This window comes from Acidovorax sp. BoFeN1 (assembly GCF_003345135.1).
Lineage (GTDB): Bacteria > Pseudomonadota > Gammaproteobacteria > Burkholderiales > Burkholderiaceae_C > Acidovorax > Acidovorax defluvii.
In genome coordinates, this window is the sequence record NZ_QOZT01000089.1 from 1 (window position 1) to 14,659 (window position 14,659).

At 64.4% G+C, this 14,659-nt stretch carries 10 protein-coding genes and 4 pseudogenes; 4 read left to right on the forward strand and 10 right to left on the reverse strand.

The window, feature by feature from the left end; translation table 11 throughout:
• Positions 1-127: 127 nt before the first annotated feature.
• The 3 genes and pseudogenes from DTW89_RS16095 to DTW89_RS16105 all read right to left on the reverse strand — a co-directional run.
• Positions 128-913: pseudogene (locus DTW89_RS16095) on the reverse strand (type IV secretory system conjugative DNA transfer family protein); the annotation flags it as partial.
• A gap of 228 nt (positions 914-1,141) precedes the next feature.
• Entirely contained in the window at positions 1,142-1,372 is a 231-nt protein-coding gene (locus DTW89_RS16100) for an EexN family lipoprotein (protein WP_092701002.1), read from the reverse strand.
• A gap of 25 nt (positions 1,373-1,397) precedes the next feature.
• Positions 1,398-2,228 (reverse strand): annotated as a pseudogene (locus DTW89_RS16105) (LysR substrate-binding domain-containing protein); the annotation flags it as partial.
• 61 nt (positions 2,229-2,289) lie between these two features.
• Between DTW89_RS16105 and DTW89_RS16110 the strand changes: the two are divergent.
• Positions 2,290-3,440, forward strand: a protein-coding gene (locus tag DTW89_RS16110; RefSeq protein ID WP_114656677.1) for an IS3 family transposase whose coding sequence is annotated in 2 segments (ribosomal slippage) — positions 2,290-2,536 and positions 2,536-3,440 — 1,152 coding nt in all. Because the reading frame shifts where the segments join, the coding sequence is not laid out codon by codon here.
• A 20-nt stretch (positions 3,441-3,460) separates the two neighbouring features.
• Positions 3,461-4,609 (forward strand): annotated as a pseudogene (locus DTW89_RS16115) (TRAP transporter large permease); the annotation flags it as partial.
• A 189-nt stretch (positions 4,610-4,798) separates the two neighbouring features.
• Here the strand turns inward: DTW89_RS16115 and dld are convergent.
• The 4 genes from dld to DTW89_RS16135 form a co-directional block, all read right to left on the reverse strand.
• Positions 4,799-6,556 (reverse strand): D-lactate dehydrogenase, encoded by a 1,758-nt coding sequence (dld, locus tag DTW89_RS16120; RefSeq protein WP_114656678.1) that lies wholly within the window; start codon positions 6,554-6,556, stop codon positions 4,799-4,801.
• Positions 6,553-8,151: an aldehyde dehydrogenase (NADP(+)) gene (locus tag DTW89_RS16125; protein WP_114656679.1), complete on the reverse strand. Its 1,599-nt coding sequence runs from the start codon at positions 8,149-8,151 to the stop codon at positions 6,553-6,555. The genes dld and DTW89_RS16125 overlap by 4 nt, the downstream gene beginning before the upstream one ends.
• 227 nt (positions 8,152-8,378) lie before the next feature.
• Positions 8,379-9,371 (reverse strand): tripartite tricarboxylate transporter substrate binding protein, encoded by a 993-nt coding sequence (locus DTW89_RS16130; protein ID WP_069104361.1) that lies wholly within the window; start codon positions 9,369-9,371, stop codon positions 8,379-8,381.
• A 140-nt stretch (positions 9,372-9,511) separates the two neighbouring features.
• Positions 9,512-10,648 carry an iron-containing alcohol dehydrogenase gene (locus DTW89_RS16135; RefSeq protein ID WP_087743179.1) on the reverse strand — a complete coding sequence of 379 codons (1,137 nt, stop codon included), beginning with the start codon at positions 10,646-10,648 and terminating at the stop codon, positions 9,512-9,514.
• Positions 10,649-10,792: 144 nt separating this feature from the next.
• Here DTW89_RS16135 and DTW89_RS16140 point away from each other — a divergent pair, with 144 nt between their 5' ends.
• Positions 10,793-11,722: a LysR family transcriptional regulator gene (locus DTW89_RS16140; RefSeq protein WP_198314747.1), complete on the forward strand. Its 930-nt coding sequence runs from the start codon at positions 10,793-10,795 to the stop codon at positions 11,720-11,722.
• Positions 11,723-11,746: 24 nt separating this feature from the next.
• Positions 11,747-11,923 (forward strand): annotated as a pseudogene (locus tag DTW89_RS16145) (homocysteine S-methyltransferase family protein); the annotation flags it as partial.
• A gap of 30 nt (positions 11,924-11,953) precedes the next feature.
• On the opposite strand, the gene DTW89_RS16150 reads toward DTW89_RS16145, so the two are convergent.
• From DTW89_RS16150 to DTW89_RS16160, 3 genes are all read right to left on the reverse strand, one after another.
• On the reverse strand, positions 11,954-13,492 hold the full coding sequence (locus DTW89_RS16150) for an IS3 family transposase (RefSeq protein WP_114656680.1): 1,539 nt from the start codon (positions 13,490-13,492) through the stop codon (positions 11,954-11,956).
• Positions 13,493-13,683: 191 nt separating this feature from the next.
• Positions 13,684-14,181, reverse strand: a complete 498-nt coding sequence (locus DTW89_RS16155) for a GNAT family N-acetyltransferase (RefSeq protein WP_086926369.1) — start codon at positions 14,179-14,181, stop codon at positions 13,684-13,686.
• Positions 14,178-14,459 (reverse strand): type II toxin-antitoxin system TacA family antitoxin, encoded by a 282-nt coding sequence (locus tag DTW89_RS16160; RefSeq protein WP_067511936.1) that lies wholly within the window; start codon positions 14,457-14,459, stop codon positions 14,178-14,180. Before DTW89_RS16160 ends, DTW89_RS16155 begins: the two co-directional genes overlap by 4 nt.
• Positions 14,460-14,659: the final 200 nt, after the last annotated feature.

Sequence of the window (14,659 nt, forward strand, 5' to 3'; positions counted from 1 at the left end):
ACGCCACGAATCGCAGATTTGAAAGTGAACAGGAAAGTCAATGAAATCAACGATCTACCAACACCACCTCCGCGCCAGTGCTAGCTTTTCGTACCGTCACTTATTGCACTGAAAACGAGGAGACCCCGTAGAGCACATGCAGGATGGCCCCGACCAGCAGCGCGTGCGAGGTCTTCTCCCAATGGTTGCGCTTCTCCAGCGCGCCTTCGGGATCAACCAAAATGTCGGCAATGTTCTGAACGTCGCGCACTTCATGCGCGCCGCGTCGCACCTCCAGCAGCGGGTTGTAGGCCGCCGACTGCGCATCAGTCGGGTTGAACAGCAGGCAGTGGCTGAATCGGCTGCGCCAGCCGGCGGTGATCTGCCAGTTCTCGCCCTTGATGTCGTGGATGACGGCCGAGGCCGGCCAAGACAGCAGCGTCGGCACTACCAGACCGACGCCTTTGCCCGAGCGCGTGGGCGCGAAGGTCAGGACGTGTTCCGGCCCTTCATGCCGCAGGTACTGACGGTTGTGCTGGCCAAGGAACACGCCGGCCGGCTGTGTGAGGTCGGCTTTGCGAATGTCATCCGCGTTCGCCCAGCGAGCCGAGCCGTAGGTCGTGACCAGGCGCGATTGCCGCGAGCGCCAGATCGACATGCCAATCGCCACCAGCACGGCGACAAGACCGCTGCCGCCCGCGATGGCGCCGCCGGTGTCGAACACGCGTGGCACGTAGGCGTCGAAGAAGAACCACCACTCGAACAGCCGCCAAGGGTGATAGACCGGCGTGCCGAAGAAATCAAACCAGGGCGAGCCAAGGCGTAGTTGGTAGCCAAGGGCGGCTGCTGTCCATTGTGTGGCGCCCCACACTCCGGCGATCACGATGCCGAATACCACGGCGATCTGACCGAACAGCACGTTCGTCCCTTGCACTACCCATCCTCCGATCACGGCACAACAACGTGCCGCACGCATGAGGATCAATGCCCTGAGGAGTGCAGGTCAAAGACGGAAACCGCAGAGATTAAGGCTCAAAAAGCCATAGTTCTTGCTGTAGAAAACACAATAAAAACGCCGCAGGCCATGAAGCGCTGCGGCGTATCGAGGTAACAGTACGCAACTTGTCGCGATGGCGCGACCCAGAGGCGTGCCGGGCCTGAGCTACTGAGTCTTCTTCTGTTCAGGCCGCTCTCCGAAGAAGCGCCGTTCAGCGGCAGCTGCAGCGCGCAAACAAAGCTCATCGCCGACCTTCGCACGATCTTCTTTACACAGGCGCTGGATTTCCTTGATGCGTGCGGGGTTCGCCACCAACTCATCCACGGTTTCCGTAGGCTTGGCAGGGCCGCAGGCCGTCAGCACAACAGCAAGCAAGGGCATCACGATCTTGTTCATGGCTGCAATCCTTCCAGTCGTAAATTCAAACATCGCCGGCCTCGGTTCCGCCATTGGCCGAGTCCATATGGACCACACGCTCCATAAATCGGGCGAGCATGTGGGATGGCTCCGTATCACGGCGAAGCAGGTAGGTGGTGAGCATGGGCGGCGTTCCCGCCAAGTGCCGGGCAACAACACCAGGCTCGCGACTGGATGCGATATGCGCAGCACCAGCCAGGCCCACCGCCAGCCCTGCGGACACCAGGGCCATCATCACGTCGAACGTGGCGACACGCTGGAGGATCAGCAACTCCTCATCCCGCCTTTGCAGAATGCGATCTACCTGTCGAGTGTGCCCCTGGCATGCGGCCGGATCGCCCAAGACCAGCCGATGTTGCAACACGGCCTCCAGCGGAATACGCCGGTGCTCCAGCAAGGGGTGGCGCGAAGAAAAGGCCACCATCAATTCGTCTGTCCATGCGGGGATGGCCACGATGCCAGAGCCCACCTCGTCCGCCATCGAAAAGCCAGCGTCGTACAGGTCTTCATGCAAGCCCCTGATCTGCTGGTCAAGAGGCACTTCAAAGAGGCGGATCTCCACCTCGGGTTCTTCTTCCCGACTTCGCGCGAGCAGGGTGGGCAAGCGCGAAGGCGTGATGCCGTCGGATAAGGCAATGCGCAACTGGCCGTGAAATCCATTGCCCACCGAGCGCACACCCTCGCATGCCTGCTCCAGCGCAGCAAAAATACGGGGCACCCGCTCCAAAAATACCCTGCCTGCGCGGGTCAACTGAGTAGTTCGTGTCGTGCGGGTAAAGAGCTGTGCGCCCAGCTCGTCCTCCAGCTCCTTAATGGAACGTGACAGCGGTGATTGAATCGCCCCGGGTTGCCTAGACACCTCTGAGCCTCAAACCTGAGGTCCAATAGGAGGTTCCATGAGTAAACAGAGATACCCGGAAGAGTTCAAGACCGAAGCGGTCAAGCAGATCACTGAGCGAGGCCACAAGGTGGCCGACGTGTCGGCCCGACTCGGGGTCAGCCAGCACAGTTTGTATCAGTGGATCAAGTCCCATCGAGTGCCCGGGGGTGAGCGGCAAGCCCAGGGATCGCAGACAGACGAGTTGCGCAGGTTGAAGGCCGAGCTCAAACGCGTGACCGAGGAGCGCGACATCCTAAAAAAGGCCGCAGCGTACTTTGCCAAACAGTCCGGGTGAAGTACGCATTCATCAAGCGGCACGAACATGAACACAGCGTGCGACGTCTGTGCGAGGTCATGACCGTGCACCCCAGCGGGTACTACGCCTGGAAGGCCGAACCCGCGAGCCCAAGGGCTCAGGACGACCATCGGCTGCTGGGTTTGCTCAAGCACGCCTGGCTGGAGAGCGGTGGTGTGTACGGATACCGCAAGCTCACGCTGGACATGCGCGATCTGGGCGAGACCTGCGGCAAGCACCGCGTTGCCCGACTGCTCAAACTCGAAGGGCTGCGTTCGCAGACCGGCTACCGGCGCCGCCCCGGCGTGCGTGGTGGCAAGCCAGCTGTCGTCGCCCCCAACCACCTGCAGCGCCAGTTCACCGTGGCCGAACCCAATCAGTGCTGGGTGACCGATATCACCTACATCCGCACCCATGAGGGCTGGCTGTATCTGGCCGTGGTGGTCGATCTGTTCTCGCGCCAGGTCGTTGGGTGGTCCATGGGTAGTCGCATCGATACCGGCCTGGTACTCGATGCACTGGTCATGGCGCTGTGGCGTCGTCGGCCCAAGCAGTCCGTCACGGTGCATTCGGATCAGGGCAGTCAGTTCACTGGGCATGACTGGCAGGATTTCCTGCGCGATAACAACCTGATCTCCAGCATGAGCCGTCGCGGCAACTGCCACGACAACGCCGTGGCCGAGAGCTTCTTCCAGTTGCTCAAGCGCGAGCGCATTCGTCGCCAAGTCTATTCAACGCGCGATGCCGCAAAGACCGATGTCTTCAACTACATCGAGATGTTCTATAACCCAAAGAGGCGTCACGGAACCGCCGGAGATATATCTCCGGTAGAGTTCGAAAGACGCCATTCCCAACGGCTCAAAAGTGTCTAGGGAATCCGGGGCGATTCATCCAGAACCTGATCGGCGGGGCCGACAGTTTTCCGCTGCTGGCCGTGCCTTTCTTCATGCTGGCCGGCGAAATCATGAATGTGGGCGGGCTGTCCAAACGCATCGTCAACCTGGCGCTGTCGCTGGTCGGCCACGTGCGCGGCGGCCTGGGCTACGTGACCATCATGGCCGGTTGTCTGCTGTCCGCGCTGTCCGGTTCGGCCGTGGCTGACGCGGCGGCGCTCACGGCACTGCTGCTCCCCATGATGGTGAAGGCCGGGCACGACAAGGCCCAGGCTGGCGGCCTGATTGCAGCCACAGGCGTCATCGGCCCGGTCATCCCGCCGAGCATCGGGCTCGTCATCTTCGGCGTAGCGGCCAACGTGTCCATCTCCAAGCTGTTCATGGCGGCCATCGTGCCGGGCCTGCTGATCGGCGGTGCTTTGTGGGTGACCTGGGCCTGGCTGGTGCGGCGTGAAATGATCCAGCCGCCGCCGCGCAAGTCCATGCGCGAAGTCCTGGCCGCTGCGCGCGAGGCCAGCTGGGCGCTGCTGCTGCCGATCATCATCCTCGTCGGCCTGCGCATGGGCGTGTTCACGCCGACGGAAGCCGCCGTGGTGGCCGCAGTCTATGCCTTCGTGGTGGCGACCTTCGTGTACCGCGAACTCACGCTGCGCCAGCTTTACCGCGTCTTCGTGGGTGCTGCCAAGACCAGCGCCATCGTGATGTTCCTGATCGCCGCCGCCATGGTGAGCGCCTGGCTCATCACCGTGGCCGACCTGCCCTCCAAGGTGGTGGGCCTGCTGGAGCCCTTCATGGGCAACAAGATTCTGCTGATGGCCGCCATCATGGTGCTGGTGATGGTCGTCGGCACGGCGATGGACATGACGCCCACCATCCTGATCCTCACGCCCATCCTGATGCCGGTGGTCAACGCGGCGGGCATCGATCCGGTGTATTTCGGCGTGATGTTCATCATCAATAACTCCATCGGCCTGATCACGCCGCCCGTGGGCGTGGTGCTGAACGTGGTGGCCGGCGTGGGCAAGATGCGCATGGACGATGTCACGCGCGGCGTGCTGCCCTTCATGCTGGCCGAGTTCGCGGTCATGTTCCTGATGATCTTCTTCCCGATCCTGGTCACGGGGCCTGCGCGCTGGTTCCATGGGTGACGGCTGACGCCGGGCCCACGAGCCTGCGCCGGTCGACGGGAGCGCTGCGGCGCCCCGGGCTCACGGCCTGAAGACTCGCAAGAGGTCTTCAGGCCGTTTCTTCTTGGCTAGCGCTCGGGTCGGAACGGGCGCGGGCCGGACGCAAAAAAAGGGCCGGACCGCCAGGGCCCGGCCCGAAGGACCGCGGTATCACCGGCCGGGCGGCTCGCGATGCTCGTCGCAGCACACCGCCCGCCAGCGATACCGCGTCGAGGTCTGGCCGATGCCGGGATTGAAGGTGTTGGTCGGGTCCAGGCTGCGGTAGAAGCCCTCGAGCACCGGGTCGGCGCGGTAGATGTGACCGACGTTGTGTTCGGCCGGGTACTTCGCGCCGCGCGCGTCCAGAAGCGCCAGCACGCGCTCCTTGAACTGCGCGCAGTCCACGCCCTTCTTCACCAGGTATTCCTGGTGCATCACGTGGCAGAAGAAATGTCCGCAGTACATGGGCTGCTCGACCTGCGCAGCCAGCTCCGGCGGCAGGATCTCGAACCAGTCCAGCGCATTGCGCGGCAGCGCGATGTCCAGCGCCACCACGTCTTCCACCGTGTCGGCATGCACCGCCCGGTAGCGGTTGGTGGCGTTGCCGACGGCAAAGCGGTTCAGGAAGGCCGCGCCGGCCTCCTCTTCATTGCATTCGAAGAAGCCTGCCTCCGGGCGTTCGGCCATGAAGGTCTGCAGATAGGCACGCGTTTCCTCGATGCCCGCGTCGCTTACCTTCAGCAGTAGGTGGTGCGCGTAGCGGTCGCGAAAAGCGTTCATGCGCGCAGGCAGGTGTTCGGGCATCCGGTTGGCGAGCCGCTGCAGCAGGCGGTCGGCCAGGTTCCGCCCCAGCCCGCAGCGCCCGGCGAGCGCGTCGAAACGGCTCTTGAGCGCGAAGGCCAGCGGCACGCGCGCGGTGCCCAGTTTGCGGATGTAGACGAACAGGTCCTTGCCGTAGGTGCGGCTCAGATCGTAGGCCGAGCGGTGCATGTACTCGGCCGCCACGGGCAGGGAAGCGAAGCGGGCCAGCATGTGGCGGCGCAGGTCCGCGAAGTCGCGCGGCTGGTTGGTGCCGATGTAGAACACGCGGGTGTCCGTATCCGCCGCGAAGGTGTCCAGGCGCACCGCGAAGACGGCGATCTTGCCGGCGGAGCCCGAGGCCTCGTAGAGGCGGCGCGGGTCGGCGTTGTAGCGTGCTGGCTCGCTGGAATCGATGTCGCGCACATGCTGCGAGTACTCGCGGTCAGAGGCCATGCGGCCGGGTTCGGCCGGCAGGTCGTCGCGAGCGAAACGGCCACTCTCCAGGTTGGCGAGGATCTGCTCGGGATCGTCGCCGAGTGCCATGCCCAGGTGGTTGACGAGCCGCAGTTGGCCGTCCTCGTCGATGCAAGCGAAGAGCGAGAACTGCGTGAAGGCAGGACCGCGCCGGATGAGCGAGCCCCCGGAGTTGTTGCAGATGCCGCCTGTCACCGAGGCGCCGATGCAACTCGACCCGATCACGGAATGCGGCTCGCGGCCCAGCGGCTTGAGCCTGCGTTCGAGCTGTTCGAGCGTGACGCCGGGCTGCGCCAGCACCTGCTCGCCGCGCTGCAGCAGGTCCAGCTGCTTGAGCCGCAGCATGTTGATGAGCACTACCGGGCGGTCGTAGCCGCCCTCCATCGGTGTGGAGCCGCCCGTGAGGCCTGTGTTGGCGGCCTGGCAGAGGATGATAGTGCCCGCCGCGTGGCAGGCCTGCAGCACGCGCCACAGCTGCGTCAGGCTGCCGGGGCGCACCACGGCCAGCACGTCGCCGCCGCCGTAGCGAAAGCCGCTGCGGTAGCGGCGCGTGGACGCATCGCCCGTCAGCACATGGCCGCCGCCGACGATCTCCTTGAGTCGGGCCAGCAGGTCGGAGGGTGCGAGGGCGGCTGCCGGTGGCATGGCCGTCATGCGCGGACGGGCGCGCCGTCGACCAGCCGCCAGAGGCCCAGCGGGTTGGCCTGCTGCAGCGCCTCGGGCAGCAGGGCGTCGGGCAGGTCCTGGTAGCACACGGGTCGCAGGAAGCGGTCAATGGCACTGGCGCCCACCGAGGTGAACATCGCGTTGGAAGTCGACGGATACGGCCCACCGTGCACCATGGCATGGCACACCTCCACGCCCGTCGGGAAGCCGTTGACCAGCAACCGGCCGGCCCTGCGCTCCAGCACCGGCAGCAGGCGGCGGGCCAGCGGATGGTCCGCGTCTTCAAGATGCAGGGTGGCGGTGAGCTGGCCTTCCAGCTGCTCGGCCACGGCGATCAGCTCATCCGCGTCCTTCGCTCGCACCACCAGCGATGCGGGGCCGAAAACCTCGGACGACAGCGCAGGCTGCTCCATCAAGGTACGGGCGTCGGTGATGAACAGCGCGGCCTGCGCGGCGTTGTGTAAGGTGCTCGCAGTCTGGCCCTCGGCCACCCGCTGCACGCCTGGCGTGGCGGCCATCGTCTCCACGCCACTGCGGTAGGCGCCATGGATGCCAGCGGTCAGCATGGTCTGCGCGCTCTTGCGTTCCAGGGCCTCAGCCGCGGATTGCACGAATCGGTCCAGATCCGGTCCGTCGATGCCCAGCACCAGGCCGGGGTTGGTGCAGAACTGGCCGGCGCCCATGACGAGTGAGTCGGCAAAAGCATGTCCTATGGCGTCAGCGCGCTGCGCCAGGGCGGCGGGCAGCAGAAAGACCGGGTTGATGGCGCTCATCTCGGCATAGACGGGAATCGGCTCGGGCCGGCGGTTGGCGATGGCCACCAGGGCCAGGCCGCCTTGGCGCGAGCCGGTAAAGCCCACGGCCTTGATGGCGGGATGGGCCACCAGCGCCTCGCCGATGCTGCGGCCGGCGCCGATCAGCAGCGAGAACACGCCTTCGGGCAGGCCCTGCTCGCGCACCGCGTTCTGGATGGCACGGCCCACCAGCTCGGACGTGCCCAGGTGGGCGCCGTGCGCCTTCACCACCACGGGCGCGCCGGCGGCGAGGGCCGAGGCCGTATCGCCCCCGGCCACCGAGAATGCGAGCGGGAAGTTGCTGGCGCCGAACACCGCCACGGGGCCGAGCGGCACCTTGGCAAGCCGCAGGTCCGCGCGCGGCATTGGCTGGCGCTGCGGCTGGGCGGGGTCGATGGTGGCGTGCAGGAAATGGCCGTCGCGCACCACGCGGGCGAACAGGCGCAGCTGGCCCACGGTGCGGCCGCGCTCGCCCGTCAGGCGGGCCATCGGCAGGCCGGTTTCGGCATGGGCGCGCTCCAGCAGCGCATCGCCCAGCGCCATGATCTGGTCGGCGATGGCCTCCAGGAAGTCGGCGCGGCGCGCGAGTGGCAGCGCGCGGTATTCGTCGAAGGCCGCGGCCGCCAGGCGGGCGGCGCGGTCCACATCGCCGGGGGTGCCGAAGCCGAAATGCGGCTCGGCGATCTCGGTATTCGTGGCGGGGTTGAAGGCACGCTGGCCTCCGTCGGTGCCGGCGACCGCGTCGGCGCCGATCAGCATCTTGCCTGTGAGGGGGGTGATTAAGGTCATGGCGGGTTCGTGATGGAAGGAGGACAACGGAAAAGGCACTGGGCAGGCCGGGGTGCATCGCAGGCCGCCCGGTGGCGAGCGCGTGGGCAGCGCCACATGTCCGCTTCGGGCAGTTGCGCGCCATCGATAGGGCTTGCCTCGCGCGGAACGACGTGCCGCCTGGGCCCTCGGGCCGTGCCAGGCGGCATCGTCTGTGCGGCAACGGGTCTTACGGTGCGTTCCGCATGTCAACCGAGCTTCATGTTCAGCTTTGCGATGAGGCTCTTGAAGTAGGTGCTGTCGCTGCTCCACTGTGCCCCGAAGACGCGGTCATCGGCATAGGCATAGCCCAGATTGAGCTTCTGGAGCGTTGCCAGGAAGGCGGGATCCTGCGCGGTCTTCGCCGCCATGTCCCGCAGCGTCTGCAGGACTTTGGGAGGGGTGTCCTTGGGCGCGGCCAGGCCCCGCCAAACGCCCAGCACCAGATCGACGCCCCGCTCCCGGAATGTCGGCACCTCGGCAAACGCGGGAATGCGTTTTTCAGCCATGACGGCGAGCAACCGCAGCTTGCCCGCTGCCACGTAGGTTCCCACTTCGGCCGGGCTGACCGCCACTGCGTCGATATGCCCACCCATGAGCGCCAGGACGGCAGGGGCTGCTCCCTGGTAAGGCACTTGATTGAAGCGTACCTGTGCCTTGTCCTCGAGTGCAGAGGCCGTGAGGTTCCAGATCGAGCCCGGGCCAGCGTTTCCAACACGCATCTCCCCGGGCGATTTCTTCGCGGCAGCGAGAAATTCCTCAATGGTCTTCCATGGCGAATCTGCGCGGACGGTAATGGCGGAGGGGTCGTAGTTCAGCCGTGCGATCGGCACCAGGCGGTCATGCGTGAACCGGGCGATCCCCAGACTGTTCAGGAAGGTCAGCTCGACTGTCACCAACGCGATCTTGTAGCCATCGGGCCGCGCGTTGATGACTTCCATCGTGCCGATGGACGTGCTCGCGCCTGGCTTGTTCACCGCAATGATGCTCTGGCGGAAATACTTGCGCGATACGTCAGCGAAGGATCGAGCCACGGCGTCTGTGCCACCGCCCGCAGCGTAGGGCACGATGAGCTCGACACTCCGGTCGGGGTAGTCCGGATCGGAAGCGCGCGCAGACGAGCCGATGGAGAGCATGCTCGCGTAAGCGCCAATATAGGCAAAGGTGCGGCGACGGGTCAGAGGTGCGGGGATGGGCTGCATGTCATTCGATCTATGAGCGGCGTGGCGAAACCCACTGGTCAGGTTCACCATGGCCTGTCTGAAAATTGGAAATGTCTGGCGGATGACCGAGAGGCGCGGCGGTTCGAAGGCTTCTTCGAAGCACGGCCGGGCGCTGCGGCCTACATCGCCGCTTCGACCAGGCGCGCGTAATCGTCGGCGCTGGCTTCGCGCGGATTGGTCTTGTGGCTGTGGTCAGCCAGCGCGCCGGTGACAATGCGCGGCGTCAGGTCGGCCGTCACGCCCATCGCGCCCAGGCCGGCCGGGAGCCGGAGCCTGCGGGACATGTCCTGGATCGCGTCCTCCACCGACGCATGCGCCGGCAGGCCCATGGCCTGCGCCAGGCGGTCGATCTTCTCGTCGCGCACGACCGTGTCGGATTCGCGGTTGAAGCGCACCACCGCCGGCAGCAGCACCGCATTGAGGGTGCCGTGGTGCAGGCGCGGGTCGATACCGCCCAGCGAATGGCTGAGGCTGTGCACACAGCCCAGGCCTTTCTGAAAGGCCAGCGCACCCTGCAGCGACGCGCTCATCATGTTGGTGCGGGCCTCGATGTCGCTTGGCTCGTGGAAGGCGGTTTCGATGTTCTTCCAGGCGCGGCGCAGGCCGTCCAGGGCGATGCCTTCGGCGGGCGGGTTGAAGCTGGGCGCGAGGAAGGTCTCGATACAGTGCGCCACGGCGTCCATGCCGGTGGCGGCCGTCAGGCCCGGTGGCAGGCCCACGGTCAGCGTCGGGTCGCACAGCGCCACCTTGGGGATAACGTAGGGCGAGATGATGCCCACCTTGCGGCCATCGTCCAGGATGATGATCGCGCCGCGCCCGACCTCGCTGCCCGTGCCCGCCGTAGTGGGAATGGCCACCACCGGCACCGTGGCCGCCGTGATGCGGGCAAGCCCGCCCTCGATCAGCGCGAACTGGCGCAGCGGCCCCGGATGGCGGGCCGACACGGCCACGGCCTTGGCGAGGTCGATGGACGAGCCGCCACCCACGGCGATGATGCCGTCGCAGCCTGCTTCATGGAAGCTTGCCACCCCTTCGCGCGCCGCCGCCTCGGTGGGGTTGGAGGGCGTGCCGTCAAACACGTGAAAGTGCGGCAGGTCGTTCACGGCAAGGATGCGCTCGATCAACCCCGCCGCAACCACGCCCTTGTCGGTGATGAAGAGCGGCTTTTTGAAGCCGAGTGCCTGGCACACCTGTGCCAGCTCAGCGGCACTGCCCGCGCCGAAGCGGATTTCCGTCACGTAGTTGATCATCGCCATCGTTTATCTCCTGATATCAAGAATTTTCATATTCATCCGTCAATCGCAGAAGTCTATAAGTGAGGCGACGTCGAATAAACTAACCGTTATCGATATAGCTATAACTCCAAGTCAATGCAGGGCCCTTACAACCTCAACTCTGTGATGTCGCGTCTGCATGCCAGGCAGCTGCGGTTGCTGATCGCGGTGGCGGAGCAGGGCTCGCTGCTGGCGGCGGCGGACCGCGTGGGGCTGACGCAACCCGGGGCTAGCAAGGCGTTGAAGGAGCTGGAGTCCACGCTCAACGCGCCGCTCTTCATGCGCACCAACCGCGGGCTTGTGCCTACGGAAGCGGGAACCTGCGCGGTGCGCTTCGCGCGGCTGATCCAGTCCGACATCAGCCACTTGCAGCAGGAGCTGAGCGCCATCGCCAGTGGCGCAGGTGGCCGCATTGCCGTAGGCACCATCATGGGCGCGGTGCCGCTCCTGACGCGGGCGCTCACGCAGCTGATGGACCAGCAGCCGGACATCTCGGTGGAGATCGTCGAGGACACCAGCGAAAGTCTGCTCGCGCTCATCGACCAGGGGCGGCTGGACGCGGCCATCTGCCGCTCGTCGGTCAGTCCCAAACCCCACCTGTACGACACTGTCGTGGTCAAGGATGAGTCTCTCGCCGTCATCGCGCACCAGGCGCATCCGGCGGCGGGCCTGGCATCGATCACGCTGCAAGATCTGTCTGCCAGCCGCTGGGTGGTGTACCGCGCGCACATGCCAATGCGCCGCACGCTGGAGCGCGAATTCTTCGAAGAGAACCTGTCATTTCCGACGCATCTGATCGAGACCACATCCGCGCTGGCCACGCTTTCGCTGCTGAGCCACAACCCCAATCTGGTGGCCCTGGTGTCGGACGACGTGGCCGACTACGTCTGCCAGCACGGCATGGTCGCCCGCCTGCCGCTGCGGCTCAAGTCGCGCAGCGAGCCGTACGAACTCATCGCGCGGCGCAACGCGCACCGCCATCCGGCGCTGACGCTGCTGATCGATTCGCTGCTGGCCTTGCGTGCCGTTGCCGAAGAGGCCCCAGCGGCGCCCTGAACCGCCGCTTCTTACAATTGCGCCATGCAGCAGATCACCTACACCCGCGCCCAGCAGCTTCCCAACATCCTCGCCCAACGCATCGTCATCCTCGACGGCGCCATGGGTACCATGATCCAGCGCTTCAAGCTGGGGGAGGCCCAGTACCGGGGCGAGGGCTACACCGGGCCAGACGGTGCAGGTGACCGGTTCAAGGACTTTCGGGGGTGCGGATAAAAACTTGGACTGGTTTTATGCCGCAAGTCCAAGGCTCACCCGGTATTCGATCGGGCTGAGGGCCCCCAGGGAGATCTTGATCCGCTTCTCGTTGTACCAACGGATGTAGTCGTCGAGCACCTCAATGAACTGCTCAACTGTGACGCTCTTCCAGTCCCGAGGATAGAACAGTTCATTCTTCAACCGACCGAAGAAGCCCTCGCACGCTGCGTTGTCAGGCGAGCAGGCCTTGCGGGACATCGAGCGGGTGAGCTTGGCCTCGCTCATTCTGGATAGCCAGCCAGGCCAGCGGTAGTGACCTCCGCGGTCTGAGTGGACCACTGGTCGATCGCTTGTCTCTGTGACGGTCTCGATGGCTGCATCCAGCATGGTGTTGACCAGCTCTGCATCCGGACTCGTGCCGATGGTCCAGCTCACCACCATCCCGTCGAAGCAATCGATGATCGGCGACAGGTAGACCTTGCCTGCAGGGATCTGGAACTCCGTGATGTCGGTCAGCCATTTCTTGTTGGGGGCTGCTGCCTGGAAGTCACGGTTGATGATGTTCTCTGGTGCCGGGCTGATCTCGCCCAGGTAAGACGCATACCGACGCCTCTTGGGTTTTGCAACGACCAGGCTCTCTTGCTTCATCAGCCGCTGTATCACCTTCTCGGAGATCGGGCCTTGCTCTCTGGCCAGTGAGGCTTGCAGCCTGCGGTAGCCATAGCAGCGGTGATTGGACTCGAAGATCTCGGTGATGGACTGGCGCACCCTCACGTACTTGTCTCCGATTGCCGCGCGGGCCCGATGGTAGAAGTACGAGCTACGCGCAAGACTCAACTGTGCAAGGAGCTCTGGCAGGCCATAGTGCTCCCTGAGGGCGTCAATCAGCAGTGTCTTCTCCCGGTTGGACAGGAGCTGCAGATCGACGCCCAGGCCTTTTTTTAACAGTTCATTGGCCTTGTTCAAGAGGTCCTGCTCAAGGCGCAGTTGCCTGACTTCGTGGCGCAGTATCTCAACTTGGCGCTCGAGCTCTTCACGCTCTTGCGCCTGCGGTGATCGATCGGTGTGTTTCATTGATGCGGGTGCCTCACGCCCCAGAAGCTGGTTCTTCCAGTTGTACAACGTTGGCCGGCACACGCCGAGCCTGTCGGCAACAGCCTGTGCACTTTCCTGCCGGGTGCAAAGCTCCATCACTCCCGCGTGCTTCAAGCTCTCGGGATATCTTCGCTGGCCCACACTGCCGACAAGGGCCATCCTGGCTTCAGGGAATGCCTCGCGGACCCACTTGGTTAGCGTTCCACGCCCTGGATAGCCCAGCGCCCTCATGGTGGCAGCGATGCATCGATCATGTGTGAGGTAGTGCTCGATGGCCGCTGCCTTCTGGCCCTGCGAGAACTTCGGCTCCCGACGGGCATATCCCAGCGGCAGGTCGAGCCGCTGCTGATACTCGCGGTACCACCCCTTCAATGCATTCTTGGTTGGGTAACCCAGCTGACGGATGGTCGGGCTGGTGCGTTTGCCGAGCTTGATGTAGAGCTCAACGGCTCGGATTCGGTCTTCGTAGGAATACATGAACTACCTTCTAGTAGTCCAAGTTTTCGTCCGCACCCCCCTTCAGAAAACGGAAAAAATCGTACGCTAAGGCTTCTCGCAAACGATGGTCTGCGAGAAGCCTTGCTGAGAAGATGGCGCGGCGTGGCGTCGACGTGGCTGGGGTGTTCTCGAAAACCGTTCTCAATTCAAACGGCTTGGAACGGCGAGTTTCAAGAACGCAGGACGGTAGCCAGCGGCAAGAACAGGGTAAGCGGCGAGTCTGGCAAGGCAATGAAGCCGTGATGCCGGTAGAAAGCCGCTGCCGCCTCGTCCTTGGCGTCCACCATCAGGGCGAAGGCGGCAATCTCCGAACGGGCGGCACGGTCGAGCGCATCGGCCAACAGAGCACCACCTAGACCTTGGCTCTTGAAAGCCTGATCGACAGCCAAGCGGCCCATCCGAACGGCTGGCACGGTCGGATAGCGCGGCAGTTTCTTGACGGTGCTGGCCGGAAGATCGGCCAGCAGCAGGCTTGCCGAGGCCAAGGTGTAATAGCCAGCGATGCGCGACCCATCTGCCAAAGCCACGAAACAAGCAGCCACGCGGCGGCGAACGTCTTGGGTGGCTTGCTCGCGCAGGTAGCGATTCAGCGGCTCCGAATCGCTGTTGAACGCGGTGCGGTCATGCCCGGCATCAAGCGACGCGAGCCGGAACGGTGCACCGCTCATTCAGCGCGCAAGAGCTTGCTGCGACGGGCAAAGGCACGTTCCAGAGCTGGAGCCGGTAGCGGCGGCGACAGCAGCGCTTGTGCAAAGCATTCCTGATCGGCCAGCGAAAGCCGGATAACTTCCGCTTGCTCAATGGCGCGTTGCGCTGCGTCTTGGACGGCGGACACAACGAAATCGGTCATGGTGCGGCCTTGAAGTTCAGCGGCACGCTTGAGCATTGAATGCAGATCGGTGCTGATTCGGGCTTCGAGACGGGCGGTAGAGATGGCGACGGGCATGGCTTTGTCCTCCTGATCCAATGATACGGCAAATTGCCGTACAACTCAAGGCGGAATTTTCGGCGATTCCGGCTTACCGCACGATCTCTTCCGTTTTCTGAAGCGGCCCCCAGTAGCCACGCCCACGCCTCCAGGTCGTTGCAATTGCATCGGAGCCGTGATTAAATCGCATCATGATTGCCGACCCAACTCCCACCCCC

Coding starts and splice junctions, on each gene's coding strand:
- DTW89_RS16100 (WP_092701002.1), bottom strand. CDS start 1,372: ATGAACAAGATCGTGATGCCCTTGCTTGCTGTTGTGCTGACGGCCTGC.
- dld (WP_114656678.1), bottom strand. CDS start 6,556: ATGACGGCCATGCCACCGGCAGCCGCCCTCGCACCCTCCGACCTGCTG.
- DTW89_RS16125 (WP_114656679.1), bottom strand. CDS start 8,151: ATGACCTTAATCACCCCCCTCACAGGCAAGATGCTGATCGGCGCCGAC.
- DTW89_RS16130 (WP_069104361.1), bottom strand. CDS start 9,371: ATGCAGCCCATCCCCGCACCTCTGACCCGTCGCCGCACCTTTGCCTAT.
- DTW89_RS16135 (WP_087743179.1), bottom strand. CDS start 10,648: ATGGCGATGATCAACTACGTGACGGAAATCCGCTTCGGCGCGGGCAGT.
- DTW89_RS16140 (WP_198314747.1), top strand. CDS start 10,793: ATGTCGCGTCTGCATGCCAGGCAGCTGCGGTTGCTGATCGCGGTGGCG.
- DTW89_RS16150 (WP_114656680.1), bottom strand. CDS start 13,492: ATGTATTCCTACGAAGACCGAATCCGAGCCGTTGAGCTCTACATCAAG.
- DTW89_RS16155 (WP_086926369.1), bottom strand. CDS start 14,181: ATGAGCGGTGCACCGTTCCGGCTCGCGTCGCTTGATGCCGGGCATGAC.
- DTW89_RS16160 (WP_067511936.1), bottom strand. CDS start 14,459: ATGCCCGTCGCCATCTCTACCGCCCGTCTCGAAGCCCGAATCAGCACC.